Source organism: Microbacterium sp. HMWF026 (assembly GCF_003061325.1).
GTDB lineage: Bacteria > Actinomycetota > Actinomycetes > Actinomycetales > Microbacteriaceae > Microbacterium > Microbacterium testaceum_E.
Genome location: NZ_QAJB01000115.1, coordinates 1 through 15,883, shown reverse-complemented (window position 1 = coordinate 15,883; position 15,883 = coordinate 1). Strand labels below are relative to the sequence as shown.

15 protein-coding genes are annotated in these 15,883 nt (G+C 70.5%); 10 read left to right on the top strand and 5 right to left on the bottom strand.

The genetic code is table 11. The features are described 5' to 3' along the window. Positions 1 to 113: 113 nt before the first annotated feature. Positions 114 to 1,454, bottom strand: coding sequence for a uracil-xanthine permease family protein (locus tag DBR36_RS05360; RefSeq protein ID WP_108317903.1), 1,341 nt, complete (start codon positions 1,452 to 1,454; stop codon positions 114 to 116). Positions 1,455 to 1,583: 129 nt separating this feature from the next. Beyond that, entirely contained in the window at positions 1,584 to 2,513 is a 930-nt protein-coding gene (locus DBR36_RS05355; RefSeq protein WP_108317902.1) for a phosphoribosylaminoimidazolesuccinocarboxamide synthase, read from the bottom strand. 111 nt (positions 2,514 to 2,624) lie between these two features. Between DBR36_RS05355 and DBR36_RS05350 the strand changes: the two genes are divergently transcribed. Next, positions 2,625 to 4,346 carry a BCCT family transporter gene (locus DBR36_RS05350; RefSeq protein WP_108317901.1) on the top strand — a complete coding sequence of 574 codons (1,722 nt, stop codon included), beginning with the start codon at positions 2,625 to 2,627 and terminating at the stop codon, positions 4,344 to 4,346. 8 nt (positions 4,347 to 4,354) lie between these two features. Here the strand turns inward: DBR36_RS05350 and DBR36_RS05345 are convergent, their stop codons facing one another. Further along, positions 4,355 to 5,521, bottom strand: a complete 1,167-nt coding sequence (locus DBR36_RS05345; protein ID WP_108317900.1) for an ROK family protein — start codon at positions 5,519 to 5,521, stop codon at positions 4,355 to 4,357. A 137-nt stretch (positions 5,522 to 5,658) separates the two neighbouring features. On the opposite strand from DBR36_RS05345, the gene DBR36_RS05340 reads away from it, so the two are divergent. The 8 genes from DBR36_RS05340 (at position 5,659) to DBR36_RS05305 (ending at position 13,363) form a co-directional block, all read left to right on the top strand. After that, complete coding sequence (locus DBR36_RS05340) at positions 5,659 to 6,693, top strand: substrate-binding domain-containing protein (RefSeq protein WP_108317899.1); 1,035 nt, start codon at positions 5,659 to 5,661, stop codon at positions 6,691 to 6,693. Between the two features lie 76 nt (positions 6,694 to 6,769). Then, complete coding sequence (locus tag DBR36_RS05335; RefSeq protein WP_108317898.1) at positions 6,770 to 7,765, top strand: ABC transporter permease; 996 nt, start codon at positions 6,770 to 6,772, stop codon at positions 7,763 to 7,765. After that, on the top strand, positions 7,762 to 8,529 hold the full coding sequence (locus tag DBR36_RS05330) for an ATP-binding cassette domain-containing protein (protein ID WP_108317897.1): 768 nt from the start codon (positions 7,762 to 7,764) through the stop codon (positions 8,527 to 8,529). The genes DBR36_RS05335 and DBR36_RS05330 overlap by 4 nt, the downstream gene beginning before the upstream one ends. Positions 8,530 to 8,533: 4 nt before the next feature. After that, a complete protein-coding gene (locus tag DBR36_RS05325) occupies positions 8,534 to 9,400 on the top strand; it encodes a sugar phosphate isomerase/epimerase (protein WP_108317896.1) in 867 nt (288 codons plus the stop codon). 37 nt (positions 9,401 to 9,437) lie between these two features. Then, positions 9,438 to 10,307, top strand: a complete 870-nt coding sequence (locus DBR36_RS05320; RefSeq protein WP_108317895.1) for a sugar phosphate isomerase/epimerase — start codon at positions 9,438 to 9,440, stop codon at positions 10,305 to 10,307. Beyond that, positions 10,297 to 10,974: a nucleoside/nucleotide kinase family protein gene (locus DBR36_RS05315; protein ID WP_108317894.1), complete on the top strand. Its 678-nt coding sequence runs from the start codon at positions 10,297 to 10,299 to the stop codon at positions 10,972 to 10,974. Before DBR36_RS05320 ends, DBR36_RS05315 begins: the two co-directional genes overlap by 11 nt. Before the next feature lie 209 nt (positions 10,975 to 11,183). Next, complete coding sequence (locus DBR36_RS05310) at positions 11,184 to 11,804, top strand: PadR family transcriptional regulator (RefSeq protein WP_108317904.1); 621 nt, start codon at positions 11,184 to 11,186, stop codon at positions 11,802 to 11,804. Next, positions 11,801 to 13,363, top strand: coding sequence for a DHA2 family efflux MFS transporter permease subunit (locus DBR36_RS05305; protein WP_108317893.1), 1,563 nt, complete (start codon positions 11,801 to 11,803; stop codon positions 13,361 to 13,363). Before DBR36_RS05310 ends, DBR36_RS05305 begins: the two co-directional genes overlap by 4 nt. Positions 13,364 to 13,435: 72 nt before the next feature. Here the strand turns inward: DBR36_RS05305 and DBR36_RS05300 are convergent, their stop codons facing one another. Further along, positions 13,436 to 14,032: a bifunctional 2-polyprenyl-6-hydroxyphenol methylase/3-demethylubiquinol 3-O-methyltransferase UbiG gene (locus DBR36_RS05300; RefSeq protein WP_108317892.1), complete on the bottom strand. Its 597-nt coding sequence runs from the start codon at positions 14,030 to 14,032 to the stop codon at positions 13,436 to 13,438. Positions 14,033 to 14,049: 17 nt separating this feature from the next. Then, positions 14,050 to 15,321 (bottom strand): phosphoribosylamine--glycine ligase, encoded by a 1,272-nt coding sequence (gene purD / locus DBR36_RS05295; RefSeq protein ID WP_108317891.1) that lies wholly within the window; start codon positions 15,319 to 15,321, stop codon positions 14,050 to 14,052. A 203-nt stretch (positions 15,322 to 15,524) separates the two neighbouring features. Between purD and DBR36_RS05290 the strand changes: the two genes are divergently transcribed. Further along, on the top strand, positions 15,525 to 15,881 hold the full coding sequence (locus tag DBR36_RS05290) for a sterol carrier family protein (protein WP_108317890.1): 357 nt from the start codon (positions 15,525 to 15,527) through the stop codon (positions 15,879 to 15,881). Positions 15,882 to 15,883 lie beyond the last annotated feature (2 nt).

The following is a 15,883-nucleotide window of genomic DNA, read 5'->3' as shown; positions in this document are numbered from 1 at the left end:
GCGCCGAGACCGCACGCACCGGACGAGACCACACGCGTGTGTCGTCACGAGCGTGCGGTCTCGGCGAACGGGTGCGGTCTCGGCACCCGCCCGGGCCGACGGCCGACCCGGCGTCAGGCGGGGTCGCCGCCGAGCGGGCCGACCGCGGGGATGGGGCCGCCGTCGTCCGCACCGGTCCGGCGGGCGCGGGCGATCGCGTTGCCGAGGTGGTAGATCACCAGGGCGGCGACCGAGCCGAGCACGATCGCTCCGAGCTGGAAGTCGCCCCACTGCATCGTGAACCCGGCGATCGCCAGCACGAGGGCGACGGCGCCGGTGTACTGGTTGACCGGGCGCGAGAAGTCCACGCGGTTGTCGACCCAGATCTTGATGCCGATGATGCCGATCAGGCCGTACAGCGCGGTGGTCACACCGCCGAGCACCCCCGGCGGGATCGTGTTGAATACCGCGCCGACCTTGGGCGACAGGCTCAGCACGATCGCGGTCAAACCGGCGACCCAGTACACCGCCGTGGAGTACACGCGGGTCGCGGCCATGACGCCGATGTTCTCGCCGTAGGTGGTCGTGCCCGAGCCGCCGAAGGCTCCCGCGAGCGTCGTGGCGGCGCCGTCGGCGATCAGGGCGCGGCCCGTGGAGCGGTTGGCCGTGGCATCCGTCATCGCCGCGACACCGCGCACGTGCCCGACGTTCTCGGCCACAAGCACCAGGACGACGGGCAGGAACATCGCGATCACCGACCACGTGCCGGCCGACGCGAAGTCGGGGAAGCGGAACTCGGGCAGGCCCACCCACGGGGCCGCTTCGACCGCCGCGAAGTCGATGAGCGTCTCACCCGTCGACAGCTGGATGACGACGGTGGCGACGTAGCCGACGATGACGCCGAGGAAGATCGAGATCCGCCCCAGGAACCCGCGGAACAGCACGCTGAAGAGGATGACGGCGACGAGCGTGATCGTTCCCGGCAGCGGCTGCACCTGGAAGTTCGACCACGCCACCGGCGCGAGGTTGAAGCCGATCAGCGCGACGATCGCGCCCGCGACCACGGGCGGCATGACCTTGTCGACCCACCCGAGGCCGGCGAACTGCACGACGAAGCCGATCGCCATGAGCAGCACACCCACGGCGACGATGCCCGCCAGGGCGGAGCCGCCGGTCGCGTCCATCGTCGTGGCGGCGGTGATGGGCGCGATGAACGCGAACGACGACCCGAGGTAGCTGGGGAGGCGGTTGCGCGTCACGAGCAGGAAGAGCAGCGTGCCCACACCCGAGAACAGCAGCGTCGTCGACACCGGGAACCCGGTGAGCACCGGCACCAGGAACGTGGCGCCGAACATCGCGATGACGTGCTGCAGGCCGATCGCGATCGTCGCGCCCCAGTTGAGCCGTTCGCCCGGGGCGACGACCGCCCCCGGTGCGACGGTGCGCCCATCGCCGTGCATTTTCCAGCGGAACATGTGTCTCCTCGAGGGGATGGATGCCGAGACCGCACGCGTCTGCCGAGAGCGCAGGCCCTTGTCGTCAGAAACGTGCTGTCTCGGCGGGCGGGTGCGGTTTCGCCGTCAAATGGTTGAAGGGTCGTGCGGTCAGGCGGTGAGCAGGCGCAGCAGGGTCGCGTAGCGCTCGCGCGTGCGCTCGACGATCTCGGCGGGCAGCGCGGGCGGCTCGCCGGTCTTGTCCCAGTGCGCCGCGAGCCAGTCACGGACGATCTGCTTGTCGAAGCTCGCCATGCGCTCGGCGGGGGTGGTGCCGGTGCGCCAGGACTCGGCATCCCAGTATCGGGACGAGTCCGAGGTGAGCACCTCGTCGGCCAGCGTCAGCACGCCCTCGGCGTCGAAGCCGAACTCGAACTTCGTGTCGGCCAGGATCAGGCCGTGCGCCTCGGCGGTCGCGGCGGCGCGGCGGTAGATCTCGAGCGAGAGGTCTCGCAGCGCGGTGGCCGTCTCGGCGCCGACCAGTTCGACGGAGCGTTCGAAGGTGATGTTCTCGTCGTGCTCGCCCATGGGCGCCTTGAACGCCGGCGTGTAGAGCGGCTCCGGCAGGCGGTCGCCGTCGCTGAGCCCCGCGGGGAGCGGGATGCCGCACACCGTGCCCGACGCGCGGTATTCGGCCCACCCCGAACCGGTCAGATAGCCGCGCACGACGCACTCGATCGGCTGCATGTCGAGCGAGCGCACGAGCATCGCCCGCCCCTGCACGGCATCCGGGATCACCGAGATCGCGTCGTCCGAGGCGAGCACGTGGTCGGGCGCGAGGTGGTTGGGGATGCTCGGACCGCCGTCGGCTCCGGCGAGCTGATCGAACCACCACAGGCTCAGCGTGGTCAGCAGTTCGCCTTTGTCCGGGATGCCGGGGGCCAGCACGTGATCGAAGGCGCTGACGCGGTCGCTGGCCACCACGAGCAACCGCGCGGGGGTCGCGTCGTCGGCAGTGTCGGCGGGCACATAGAGGTCGCGAACCTTGCCGGAGTAGACGTGTCGCCAACCGGGGAGCTCGAGCGGGGGAGCGGAGGTCACCCGCTCATTATCGCGGGTGCGCGCGGGCGGCGCGGGCGCGGATTCTGTCACAGGCGTCTTCGCGGCGCCTGCCCCCGGGGCGCGCGCGGGGCCCTGGCTAGCCTGGAACGTATGACCGAGGCAGCCCCCGACACCGCGGCATCCATCGATCCCCACGCGGGGAGCCGCCACCAGACCATCCGCGGCTGGGTCTTCTGGCCCGCCGCTGCGATCGCGCTCGCGTTCATCGCTTTCGCGCTGTTCTTCCCCGCGGCGGCCGAGGCCACCTTCGACGCGGTGCAGACGACGATCGTGTCGACCTTCAACTGGTATTACGTGCTCATCGCGGCGTTCTTCGTCGTGTTCGCCCTGGCGATGGGCTTCAGCCGCTTCGGCAACATCAAGCTCGGCCAGGACGACGACGAGCCGGAGTTCTCGACGATCTCGTGGTTCTCGCTGCTGTTCGCCGCGGGAATGGGCATCGGCCTGGTGTTCTACGGGGTGAGCGAACCGCTCAGCCACTTCATCTCACCGCGTCCCGGAGTGACCGGCACGCCCGCCGAACTCGCGCAGCAGGCGATGTCGCAGACGTTCCTGCACTGGGGCGTGCACGCGTGGTCCATCTACGTCGTGCTGGGCCTCGCCCTCGCCTACGCCTTCCACCGCCGCAAGCGTCCCCGCACCATTCGCTGGGCGCTCGAGCCGATCCTCGGCGCCCGTCTCGTCCAGGGCGGCTGGGGCAACGCCGTCGACGTGGCGGCCCTCGTGGGCACGCTGTTCGGTGTGGCGACGTCGTTGGGGCTCGGCGTCATCCAGATCAGCGCCGGACTCGACTTCCTCGGCGTCGTGCCGCCGTCGATCATCAGCCAGGCGATCATCATCGGCATCATCACGGGCTTCGTGCTGTTCTCGCTGCTCTCGGGCGTGGGCAAGGGCATGAAGTGGCTGTCTAACATCAATCTCGTGCTCGCGGGGGTGTTGATGGTCTATCTGCTCTTCGCCGGTCCGACCGAGTTCCTGCTGCGCGACGTCGTGCAGTCCATCGGCAATTACATCCAGAGCTTCGTGGGGCTGTCGTTCACGGTCAGCGCCTACGCCGGCGACGACGGCGTGGCGTGGCAGGGCGCGTGGACGGCGTTCTACTGGGGCTGGTGGATCTCGTGGGCGCCCTTCGTGGGCATCTTCATCGCGCGCATCTCGCGCGGCCGGACGGTGCGCGAGTTCGTGGTCGGCGTGATCCTGGTGCCCACGCTCGTCGGCATCCTGTGGTTCACCGTCCTCGGTGGCACCGCGATCTACGGCGAGCTGACCGGGACGGCGTCCCTCGCCGGTCCCGACGGATCGGTCGACGTGTCGACGGCGCTGTTCCAGATGCTCGAGGGGGTGCCCGGCTCGGCGGTGCTGATCGTGGGCTTCCTGATCCTGATCGCCGTGTTCTTCGTCACCTCGGCCGACTCGGGCGCCCTGGTGATGAGCATGATCGCGACCGGCGGCGAAGAGGAACCGAAGAACTGGGTGCGCGTCTTCTTCGCCCTGGCCACCGCGATCATCGCTTTCGCCCTGCTGATCGCGGGCGGGCTCACCGCCCTGCAGACCGCGGCGATCAGCATCGCGCTGCCCTTCAGCCTGGTGCTGCTGGCCATCTGCTGGGCGACCGTCACCGCGTTCCGCCGTGAGATGAAGGCCTACGACAAGGCCGAGCGTGCGCAGCTGCGCGATGCGATCGGCGAGCACTACGGCCTCGAGGTCGAAGAGGCGAACCAGCGCGGCATCTTCGGCCTGCCGGCGCGGTGGCGGCAGCGTCGGTCGGTGCCGGCGGAGCCGACGGTCGCGTCCACTCCCGAGAAGGGCTGAGTCGCGGGTCAGACCGGGGCGGTCGCGCGCTTGAGGATCTCGTCGAGCGAGGCCGGTCGCAGGATCGCGTCGCTCGAGATGAGGGCGAGGCCGATGACCCCGGCCAGGGCGCCCAGGTCGGAGCGCGCGATCACCAGGTCGCGCGTCACCAGCGGTGTCGCGCGCTGGTAGACGCGTTCCCGGATGCCGGACATCAGCACCTCGTCGCACTCGGCGAGCTGGCCCGAGAGCGCGATGGCGCGCGGGTTGAGGATGCTGACGAGGTCGGCGATCGCGTCGCCGATCACGCGTCCGGCGCCGCGGACCCGACGCACGGCGTCGATGTCGCCCCTCTGCACCAGCTCGACGATGTCGCGGACGCCGTGAACCGTCAGCCCCGCCTGGCCGAGCTCGCGTTCGATCGCCCATCCGCCGGCGTAGGCCTCGACGCAGTCGAAGCTGCCGCATCGGCACTCGCGCGCGGGCGACTCCACGATCACCGCGCGCGTGTGACCGATGTCGCCCGCCGCACCCTTGTCGCCGCGGATGATCTGGCCGTTGAAGACCAGCCCGGCACCGATGCCCGTTCCGAGCTTGAGGGCGATGACGTTGTCGAGGCGGTGGTGCCGGGCCTCGGCGACCGCGCGGGCGTTGGCATCGTTCTCGACGATGACGGGCGCGGCGTAGGCCGGGGCGAACCACCCCGCGATGTCGAAGCGATCCCACCCGGTCATGATCGGAGGGTTCACGACGCGGTGCGCGGCGAACTCGACCGGTCCGGGGACGCCGATGGCGATGGCCCAGACGTCGGCGTCGGGGCGCAGTGATCGGAAGGCCTCGAGGATCGCGCCGAGGACGGGCTCCGGGCCCTCCCACACGTCGATGGCGACCTCGGTCTGCGCCAGGGGGGTTCCGCTCAGGTCGCAGGCCGCGGCGGTGAAGCCGGTCGCGCCGATGTCGGCGCACATGATCACGGCGCGGTCGGCGCGGAAGGCGAACCGGCTCGACGGGCGCCCGCCGGTGGACTCTCCGCCCTCGAGGGGTTGCAGCAGCCCCGCGGCGGTGAGCGCGGCGAGACGCTGGTTGATGGTCGATCGCGACAGTCCGGACAGCGTGATGACGTCGGTGCGACTGAGCGACCCGTGCTCGCGGAAGAGTCCGAGCACGTCGCTCTCGTGCGATCCCAGCTCCGTCATCGCGTCACCTCCTCGTCAGCGTGATCACATCGTAACGGAAACCTCAAAGATCCCCATCTTTTGTGTTGTGAGTAACCGAAAGGGGCGCTACATTGATGTTACCGGCACGCAGTGGTGCCCTGATTCGAAGGACAGAGATGTTCCGCACCAACGCTCAGAAGCGCCGCCTCATCTTCCTGGCCGCGCCTGCTGCGGCCCTCGCGATCTCCCTCGCGGGATGTTCGTCCCCCGCCGCCTCCACGGCCGGCGGCTCCGGCTCGTCGTCGATCGCCGCCGTGATCAAGGGACTCGACAACCCGTTCTTCCAGGCGATGCAGGACGGCATCACCGACACCGCCTCGACCGACGGCGTGAACGTCTCGGTTCAGGCGGCCGCCGACACGGCGGACACCACCGGTCAGGCCGACAAGCTGACGACCCTGGCCGGCCAGGACATGGGCTGCTTCATCATCAACCCCATCAGCGGTACGAACCTCGTCCAGGCGCTCGCGCCCATCGCCGCGAAGGGCACCCCGGTCGTCAACATCGACCAGCCCCTCGACGCCGACGCCGCCTCCGCCGCCGGCGTCACCCCCGCCACCTACATCGGCACCGACAACGAGGCGGCCGGCGGCAAGGCCGGCGAGTTCGTCGCGGGCAAGGTCGCCGCGGGCGCCAAGGTCGCCATCATCGGCGGCGTCGCGGGCAACGTCACCAGCGCGGCGCGCATCGACGGCTTCAAGGCCGCGGCGAGCGGCCTCGAGGTCGTCCAGGAGGAAGCCGCCGACTGGAAGCGCGAGCTCGCCCTGACCAAGGCCACCGACATCATCGCCGCCAACCCCGACATCGCGGCGTTCTTCGCGGCCAACGACGACATGGGTCTCGGCATCGTCAAGGCCGTCGAGAACGCCGGCAAGACGGGTCAGATCGTCGTCGTCAGCGTCGACGGCAACAAGGACGCCCTCGAGTCGGTCGCCGCGGGCGGCCTGTCCGCGACCGTCGCGCAGTACCCGTTCGCGATCGGACAGCTGGGCGTGCAGGCGTGCGAGGTCGCCGTCAAGGGCGGCACGCTCCCCTCCAACGTGGAGTCCCCGACCGCCCTGGTCACCGAGCAGAACGCCTCGGACGCCATCGCGAAGTTCCCGCAGCCGTTCGAGGAGTTCACCAACCCCCTCGCCGACCTGCTCGGCTGACACCGGCCGACACGCCGGGGCGGAGCGCGCTCCGCCCCGGCTCCCCTTCCCCTTCTTCGAGAAAGTCCGCTCCGTCATGACAACTCCGTTGAGAACGACGACGCTCGACGTTCCCCCCTCCCGCTTCGCGGCGCTGGGACGGGACGCGCGCAGTCTCAGCTTCTGGGCAGAGAACGCCGCCCCCGTCGGGCTCGTCCTCCTCGTGATCGTCTTCGCGATCCTGAGCCCCTCCTTCCTCACCCTCGGCAACATCCAGGCCATGCTCATCGCCTCGGCGATCCTGGTGATCCTGGCGGTCGCACAGGCCTTCGTCATCACCACGGGGGGCATCGACCTGTCGATCTCGGCCACCATGACGCTCGGCGCGGTCGGCTTCGGCCTCGCGTGGCAGGCCGGTCTGGGCTTCTGGCTGTCGGCCGTCATCGCGATCGTCGTGTCCGGCCTCGTCGGTGTGGCCAATGGTCTGCTCATCGCCACCGGCAAGGTCACCGACTTCATCGCCACCCTCGGAACGCTCTCGGTCGCGACGGGCCTGGCGCTCATCCTCACCCAGGGCAAGCCGATCTCGTTCACCAGCCCCGAGCTGCTGCGCCTCACCGCCGGCTCGATCGGCATCTTCGGCTTCCCGTTCCTCATCGCGGTCGTGATCGCCGTCGTCTTCGGCGTCGTGATGTTCCGCACCCGGTTCGGGCTGCACGTGCAGGCCATCGGCGGCAGCGAAGAGGCGGCCGTCGCCAACGGCATCAACGCGGCGCACGTGCGGATCGCGGTGTACGTGCTCGCGGCGATGCTCGCGGGCTTGGCATCCATCCTCCTCGTCGCCCGCATCGGTGCCGCCGAACCCGCCATCAACACGCAGTACCTGCTCAACTCGATCGCCGCCGTCGTCCTGGGCGGTGTCGCCCTCACCGGCGGCCGCGGAAAGATCGTCGGCCCCGTCCTGGGTGCGCTGCTGCTCACCGCCCTCAGCAACGGACTGACGCTCGTCGGAGTGTCGCAGTTCTACCAGCCGCTCGCCGTCGGTCTCGTCGTCGTACTCGCCGCCCTTCTCACGAGGTTCCAGAAGAAATGACCACTGACATCCCGGGCGGAAACGACATCGTCCTCTCCGCCGAGAACATCACCAAGTCCTTCGGTGGCGTCCACGCCCTGCGCGGCGCCTCGATGACCATGCGGCGCGGCGAGGTCACGGCCCTCATCGGCGACAACGGCGCCGGCAAGTCGACGCTCGTGCGGTGCCTCTCCGGCATCCATCGCCCCGACTCCGGCACCATCACGCTCGACGGCCGCGACGTCCACCTCGACACCCCGCTCGCCGCGCGCGAGCACGGAATCGAGACCGTGCAGCAGAACCTGGCCCTGGTCGAGGATCTGACCGTCTGGCAGAACTTCTTCCTCGGGCGCGAGAAGACGACGGGTTTCGGCCCCTTCCGCTTCCTCGACCGCAAGGCCATGCGCGCCACCGCGCAGGAACTCGTCTCGGACCTCGCGGTCAACGTGCCGCCGGTCACCAGTCGGGTGCGACGCCTGTCGGGCGGGCAGCGCCAGGCCGTGTCGATCGCGCGTGCGGCCGGCTGGGGAGGGTCCATCGTCATCATGGACGAGCCCACCGCCGCCCTGGGCGTGCAGGAGACCGCGCGCGTGGAGGGCATCATCCGCAAGCTCAAGGAACAGGGCGTCGCGGTGCTGCTCATCAGCCACAACTTCGACCAGGTGCTGCGCCTGTCGGATCACGTGTGGGTCATGCGCGGTGGTCTGGCCGTCGCCGAACGCCGTGCCGCCGAAACCGACGGCGACGAGCTCGTCGCGCTCATCACCGGCGCCAAGGCCGCCTGAGACGATGACGCAGCTCTTCGGCATCCATGCGGGTGTGTGGGGGTTCGATTGGAGCCCCGTCGCGGCCGACCGTGCGATCGGTGCGGCGGCCGCCGCGGGGTACGACCTCATCGAGATCCCGGCGATCGACCGCGAGGTGCTCGATGCGGGGGACACGGTGCGGGCCCTCTCGCGGCACGGCATCGACGCCTCGGTGTCGCTCGCGCTGTCGTTCTCGGATGACATCTCGGATGCCGACCCCGCCCGGCGCGCCCGTGGAGAGCACCGCCTGACCGAGGCGATGCACTTCGCCGCCGACATCGGCGCGACGTTCGTCGGCGGGGTGGTGTTCTCGGCGATGGGCCGCTACGACCGCCTTCCCACCACCGAGGCGCGCGAGCGCTCGCTCGACGTGCTGCGGCGGGTCGCCGCGGTCGGCGCGCGGGCGGGCGTGACCCTCGGGGTCGAGTACGTCAACCGCTACGAGTCGAACCTGCTGAACACGGCCGCCCAGACGGCGCGGTTCGTCGACGACATGGGTGCGCCGAACGTCGTGGTCCACCTCGACACGTTCCACGCGGCGATGGAAGAGCAGAGCCTGTCGGCGGCCGTGGAAACGGCCGGACGGCGCCTCGGCTACCTGCACGCCAGCGAGAGCCACCGCGGCCGGCTCGGCACCGGAACCATCGACTGGACCGCGCTCCTCGCCGCCCTGGCGGCGGTCGGGTTCGCGGGCCCGATCACGGTCGAGTCCTTCTCGCCCGTCGTCATCGGCGAGACCTCCGCCATCGACATCGGCCTGTGGCATCCGCTCTGGTCCGACCCCGACGAACTCGCCGCCTCGTCGCTCGCCTTCCTCAAGGCGCGGCTGGCCGAGACCGTCGCCTCCTGATCCTCCCCGTTCGACCTTTCACGAAAGAACTCACCTCATGGTCACCAACTCCCTCGGCGTCCACGCCCTCGTCTTCGCGGGCGGTACGACGCCCGACGACATGAGCGTCATCATCGACCAGACCCGCGCGGCTGGGTACGACATCCTCGAGCTCTCGCTCCACGACGCGACCAGCCTCGACGTCGCCGACGCGCGCGCCAAGCTCGAGGCCGCCGGTCTGGGCATCGTGTGCTCTCGCGGCCTCGCCTTCGCCGCCGACGTGTCCAGCGACGACCCGCAGGTCGTCGAGCGCGGGGCGAAGCTGCTCCACGACTCGCTGCAGATCACCCACGACCTCGGCGGCACGCACTTCACGGGCGCCCTGTACAGCGCGCTCGGCAAGTACGGACACCAGTTGAGCGCCGCCGGCCGGGCCAACGTCGTCGCGACCCTGAAGGACCTCGCCGTCGAGGCGCAGGGCAAGGGCATGACGCTCGGGCTCGAGATCTGCAACCGCTACGAGACGAACGTTATCAACACCGCCGCCGACGCGCTGCGCCTGGCCGACGACATCGGCCACGACAACGTCCTGATCCACCTCGACACGTATCACATGAACATCGAGGAGGACGATCTGGTCCGCCCCGTGCACCTGGTGGGAGACCGTTTGGGCTACGTGCACATCGGCGAGAACCACCGCGGCTACCTGGGCTCGGGGCACCTCGACTTCACCGCGTTCTTCCACGCTCTCGCCGACATCGACTACTCCGGTCCGATCACGTTCGAGTCGTTCTCGTCGGCGGTCGTCTCGCCGACCCTGTCGAACGACCTCGCCATCTGGCGCAACCTGTGGAACGACGGTCCGGCCCTCGCGCGGCACGCCCTCGCGTTCATGTCGATGCAGATCGAAGCGGGTCATGGCGCCTGAGGGGCCTCCCTCGTCCGCCGTCGCCGAACTGGTCGACCGCGTCGAGCAGGCTGCGAGCGCCGCGGGCGGCCGCTACCTGCTCGGCATCGCGGGCAGCCCCGGCGGCGGCAAGACGACCCTGGCCGCCGCGATCGTGGCGGAACTGAACGAGCGCCGCGGCGGTGGGGCCGCGGCGCTTCCGATGGACGGGTTCCATCTGGCGAACGCGTCGCTCGACCGGCTCGGCCGACGCGAACGCAAGGGGGCGCTCGACACCTTCGACGGGTGGGGCTTCCTCGCCCTGCTCGACAGGGTGCGGCGCGAGACGGACCACACCGTGTACGCGCCGAGCTTCCGGCGCGAGGTCGACGAGGGTGTGGCGGGCGAGATCGCGATCGAGCCGTCGGCGCGCATCGTCGTGGTCGAGGGCAACTATCTGCTCGTCGGCGACGAGCCGTGGGCGGGCGTGCGCGGGGCGCTGGACGAGGTGTGGTTCTGCGACACACCGGCCGAGGCGCGCGAGACGCGACTCGTCGAACGACACCTGCGGGGAGGGCGATCCCCGCAGGCGGCTCTCGCCTGGGCGCGCGAGGTCGACGGTGTCAACGCGGTCCTGATCGAGGCCACCCGCGAGCGTGCCGATCTGATCGTGTCCGGCGCGACCGGTCGGGTGCTCATCGCCGACTGACCTCTGATGCGAATGCCCCGTGCCCTCCGGCACGGGGCATTCGTCGTTTTCGCAGTCGTGATTCGCGTTCCCGCAAGTCCCCCCTGGCGGGCGCGGACTGGTCGTTGACTTCTGCCGGGCGCTCGATCCGTTCGACGGGTTCGCACCGCGCCGCGCAAACGCGTATAGTCCACATGGACTATTCGACATGGACCATGAAGGAGGGGTGGATGCCGGAACACAGCCGTCTCACCCCGGTCGCCGTCATGATCCTCGCGACTCTGCGCGAGGGCGACATGCACACCTACGAGCTCGTGCGCCTGCTGCGCGAGCGCAAGGACGACCGCCTCGTGCCCCTGCAGAAGGGCACGATGTACCACACCGTCGCGCGCCTCGAACGCGACGGACTTCTCGCCGAGGTCGGCGTCGACCGCCACGGCAACCGTCCCGAACGCACCACCTACACCCTGCTCGACGCCGGCCGCCAGGCGGTCGAGGAGTGGGTGCGCACCGAACTGCCGCAGATCGAGCGGGCGGCGGACTTCCGCGTCGCGCTCGCCGAGGCGCACAACCTCGAGCGCGACGAAGTGGTCGCCCTGCTCGACCGACGCCGTGCCCTGCTCGTCGCCTCGGCGCACGAGCACCGCACCGGTCTGGACGGGGCCGCTCACCGCGGCGTCCCCGATCAGTTCATGGTCGAGGTGCAGCGCCAAGCCGCACTTCTCGACGCCGAACTCGCGTGGCAGGACGCCCTGCGCGCGCGCCTCGTCGACGGCTCCCTCGCCTGGGGTTCCGACGAGATCCCCGAACATCTCACGAAGAACAGCGTCTCGAAGGAGACCACACCATGACCGATTCCCGCGCCGCGTCCGCGGCATCCCCCTCGACGGGGTCCTTCAAGACCCCCGCCAAGAGTCCGTGGCCCGCCCTGTGGGCGCTGGTCATCGGGTTCTTCATGATCCTGGTCGACACCACGATCGTCTCGGTGGCGAACCCCGCGATCAAGGCCGCGCTCGACCCGAACACGAACAACCTCGACAACGTCGTGTGGGTCACCAGCGCCTACCTGCTCACCTACGCCGTGCCGCTGCTGATCACCGGTCGCCTCGGCGACCGCTTCGGCCCCAAGAACATCTACCTGACGGGCCTGGCGGTGTTCACCATCGCGTCTCTCGCGTGCGGTCTCGCCCCCAGCCTCGAGGTGCTCATCGCCGCCCGCGCCGTCCAGGGCCTGGGCGCGGCGCTCATGACCCCGCAGACGATGGCCGTCATCACCCGCACCTTCCCGCCGCAGAACCGCGGCGCGGCCATGGGCCTCTGGGGTGCCACGGCCGGTGTCGCCACCCTCGTCGGCCCTCTCGCGGGCGGCCTGCTCGTCGACGGCCTCGGGTGGGAGTGGATCTTCTTCATCAACATCCCCGTCGGTGTCATCGGCTTCATCGCCGCGGTCATCCTGGTGCCGCAGCTGCCGCGCACGGCGCACAAGTTCGACATCCTCGGCGTCGTCCTCAGCGCGGTGGGTCTGTTCCTCATCGTCTTCGGTCTGCAAGAGGGCGAGCACTTCTCGTGGGCCGCGTGGATCTGGGCGATGGTGATCGCCGGTGTCGTCGTGATGGGCGTCTTCATCTGGACGCAGGGACGAAGCACGGGCGAACCCCTGGTCCCTCTCGCCTTGTTCAAGGACCGCAACTTCTCGGTCGCGAACTTCGCGATCGCGGCCGTCGGGTTCACCGTGACGAGCATGGCCCTGCCGCAGATGTTCTACCTGCAGCTCGCCCGCGGCCTCACGCCCACCGAGTCGGCGCTGCTGCTCGTTCCGCTGGCGATCCTCTCGGGCGTGCTCGCTCCCTTCGCGGGCAAGCTGCTCGACCGCACCGACCCGCGGTTCCTCCTCGTGCCGGGACTGCTGCTGGTCGGCGGATCGCTGGGCATCTACGTGGCGCTCATCCTGAACGACGCCCCCATCTGGATGTTCCTCATCCCCTCGGCCCTCATGGGTGTCGGAAACGCGGGCATGTGGGGCCCTCTCGCCACCACCGCCACGCGCAACCTCCCGCCGCGTCAGGCGGGCGCCGGCGCGGGCATCTACAACACGACCCGCACCGTCGGATCGGTCATCGGTTCGGCATCCATCGCCGCGTTCATGCAGGCGCGTCTCGAGGCGAACCTGCCGGGGGCTGCGGATGCCGGTGCCAGCTTCGGTTCGGGAACGCTGCCGCCGCAGGTGCTCGGCGGGTTCTCGCAGGCCATGGGGCAGTCGCTGCTTCTGCCGATCGTCGTGATCGGTGTCGGACTCATCGTGGTGCTGTTCATGAAGCGCCCCTCGATGATCCGTCCGCACGGCGCGCCCCGCGACGAGGGCCCGGCGCAGCAGACCGCGCAGGCCGCTCCCGCCGCCGCGGGGGAGTAAGCAGGATCACGGATGCCGTCACCCCGAGCGGGTGGCGGCATCCGTCGTTCGTATCGGCGGCGGGGACGGCTGTCATACCCGCCGCTCGCACCGGAGCGATCCCACGGGGCGCGCGCCGCGCGTCTCACGCGTCTGCGCTTCGAGCACGTCGAAGCCGGCGGCATCCAGCTCTCGCGTCAGCTCGGCGACGGGCCATCGCCACGCGCGCGTGACGGCGTGGTCGAAGGGCTCGGGGGCTGCGCCGACGAAGAAGCCGAGCAGCAGCTCGCCGCCGGGGCGCAGGGCACGCGCACACTCGCGGAGGGCCACGCCGATCCGGTCGGGGGAGTGATGGATGGTCGAGAACCACGCCAGCACTCCGCCGAGTGAAGCGCCCGCGTCGGGCAGCTCGTCGATGCTCGCCACCTCGAATCGGATGCCGGGGTGCGTCGCTCGCGCGTGCTCCACGAATCGCGGCGCCAGGTCGATCCCGCGGACGTCGAGCCCGCGACCTGCGAGATGCGCCGTCCACTGGCCGGGCCCGCACCCGGCGTCGAGCACGGGGCCGCTCACCTCGTCCGCCCACGCGTCGACGATCGCCCGGTCGACGGGGTGCACGGCATCCATCGTGCCGAGGGCGTCGATGTACTCCCGTGCCCGCGCCTCGTACGCGGCGGTCGTCGAGGTCACGGTCGGGCTCTCGCGCCTCAGGCCTGTGCGACCTTCGCCGCGATGTCGGTGCGGTACTGACCGCCCTCGAGGCCGATGCGCTCGAGACCGGCGTAGGCCGCCTCGCGCGCTTCGGCGAAGGTCGTGCCGGTGGCGACGACGCTGAGCACGCGGCCCCCGGTCGCGACCAGATCGCCGTCGCGCAGCGCCGTCGCGGCATGGGCGACGTGCACACCGTCGACCTCTTCGGCCTCGTCGATGCCGGTGAGCACGCGTCCGGTGAGCGGGGCTTCGGGATAGCCCTGGCTCGCGAGCACCACGGTGACCGCGGTGGCCTCGGCGAAGGCGGGCCGCGGCTGATCCTCGAGCGTGCCCGACGCCGCGGCCAGCAGCAGCGTCGACAGCGGGTCGATGAGACGCGGCAGCACGACCTGGGTCTCGGGGTCGCCGAAGCGCGCGTTGAACTCGATGACCTTCACGCCCTGCTCGGTCAGGATGAGTCCCGCGTAGAGCAGCCCGATGAAGGGAGTGCCCTCGGCATCCATCTGCCGGATCACGGGCTCGGCGATCTCGCGCGTGACGAGGTCGACGAACGCCTCTTCATCGCCGAAGCGCTCGCTCAGCCACGGCAGCGGCGAGTACGCGCCCATGCCGCCGGTGTTGGGGCCCTCATCGCCGTCGCGCAGGCGCTTGAAGTCCTGCGCGGGGCTCAGGGGGGCGACGTGGTCGCCGTCGCTCAGGAAGAACAGCGACACCTCGGGGCCCGACAGGAACTCCTCGATCAGCACCGCACCGGTGGGCAGGTAGGTGTCGGCGTGGGCCAGGGCGGCGTCGCGATCGCTCGTGACGATCACGCCCTTGCCCGCGGCCAGCCCGTCGGCCTTGACGACGTAGGGCGCACCGAACTCGTCGAGCGCTGCGGCGACCGTGGCCGCGTCGTGAGCGCGCACGGAACGCCCGGTGGGGACGCCCGCGGCATCCATGATCCGCTTCGCGTACGTCTTCGAGCCCTCGAGCTGGGCCGCGGCCTTGCCGGGACCGAACACCGGGATGCCGTGCGCCCGCAGCGGATCGGCCACGCCGGCGACCAGCGGCGCCTCGGGGCCGACCACGACCAGGTCGATCGCCTCGTCCTTGGCGAAGGTCAGCACGGCGACCGGGTCGAGCGGATCGAGGTCGACGAGGTGCGCCTCGCGCGCGATCCCGGCGTTGCCGGGGGCGGCGAAGATCGCGTGCGACGCCTCTTCGGAGCGCAGCGCGAGGATGATGGCGTGCTCGCGCGCGCCCGAACCGAGGACCAGGATTCTCACGCGGTCAGCCTATCGAGCGGCGGGTCCGGGCTCGGGCGACGCGGTGTCGGCTGCGGGCACGCCTTCGGCGCCGGGAGCGCGTGCGTAACCTCCGCGATGTGCGCATCCTCCGTCGAATCGGGCGCCGGCGAGCTGAAGTCGTGCACATCGCGGAGGATCTGCACGCGCCCCGGGCCCTCCCCGCCGCCAGTAGCGTGGATGCCATGCCCCCTCGCCGCATCGAGACCGGAGACGGTCGCGCCGCCCTCGCCGCCGTCGCCGCGGGTGACGCCCCCCGCCCGGCTCTGGCCACGGCCGTGCGCTACCTGCTGCAGCTGCTTGCCGAGAAGGCCCCGGGCAACTCGGTCGAGATGCGCGTGCCCCCCTTCGGCGCCGTGCAGGTGATCGAGGGCCCCCGTCACACGCGCGGCACCCCGCCCAACGTGGTCGAGACCGACGCCGCGACCTGGATCGCCGTCGCCACGGGTGAGGAGGTGTGGGCGGATGCCGTCACCTCGGGCCGCATCGTGGCATCCGGGGTGCGCGCCGATCTGAGCGCGCTCCTGCCCCTGCGCCCCTGACC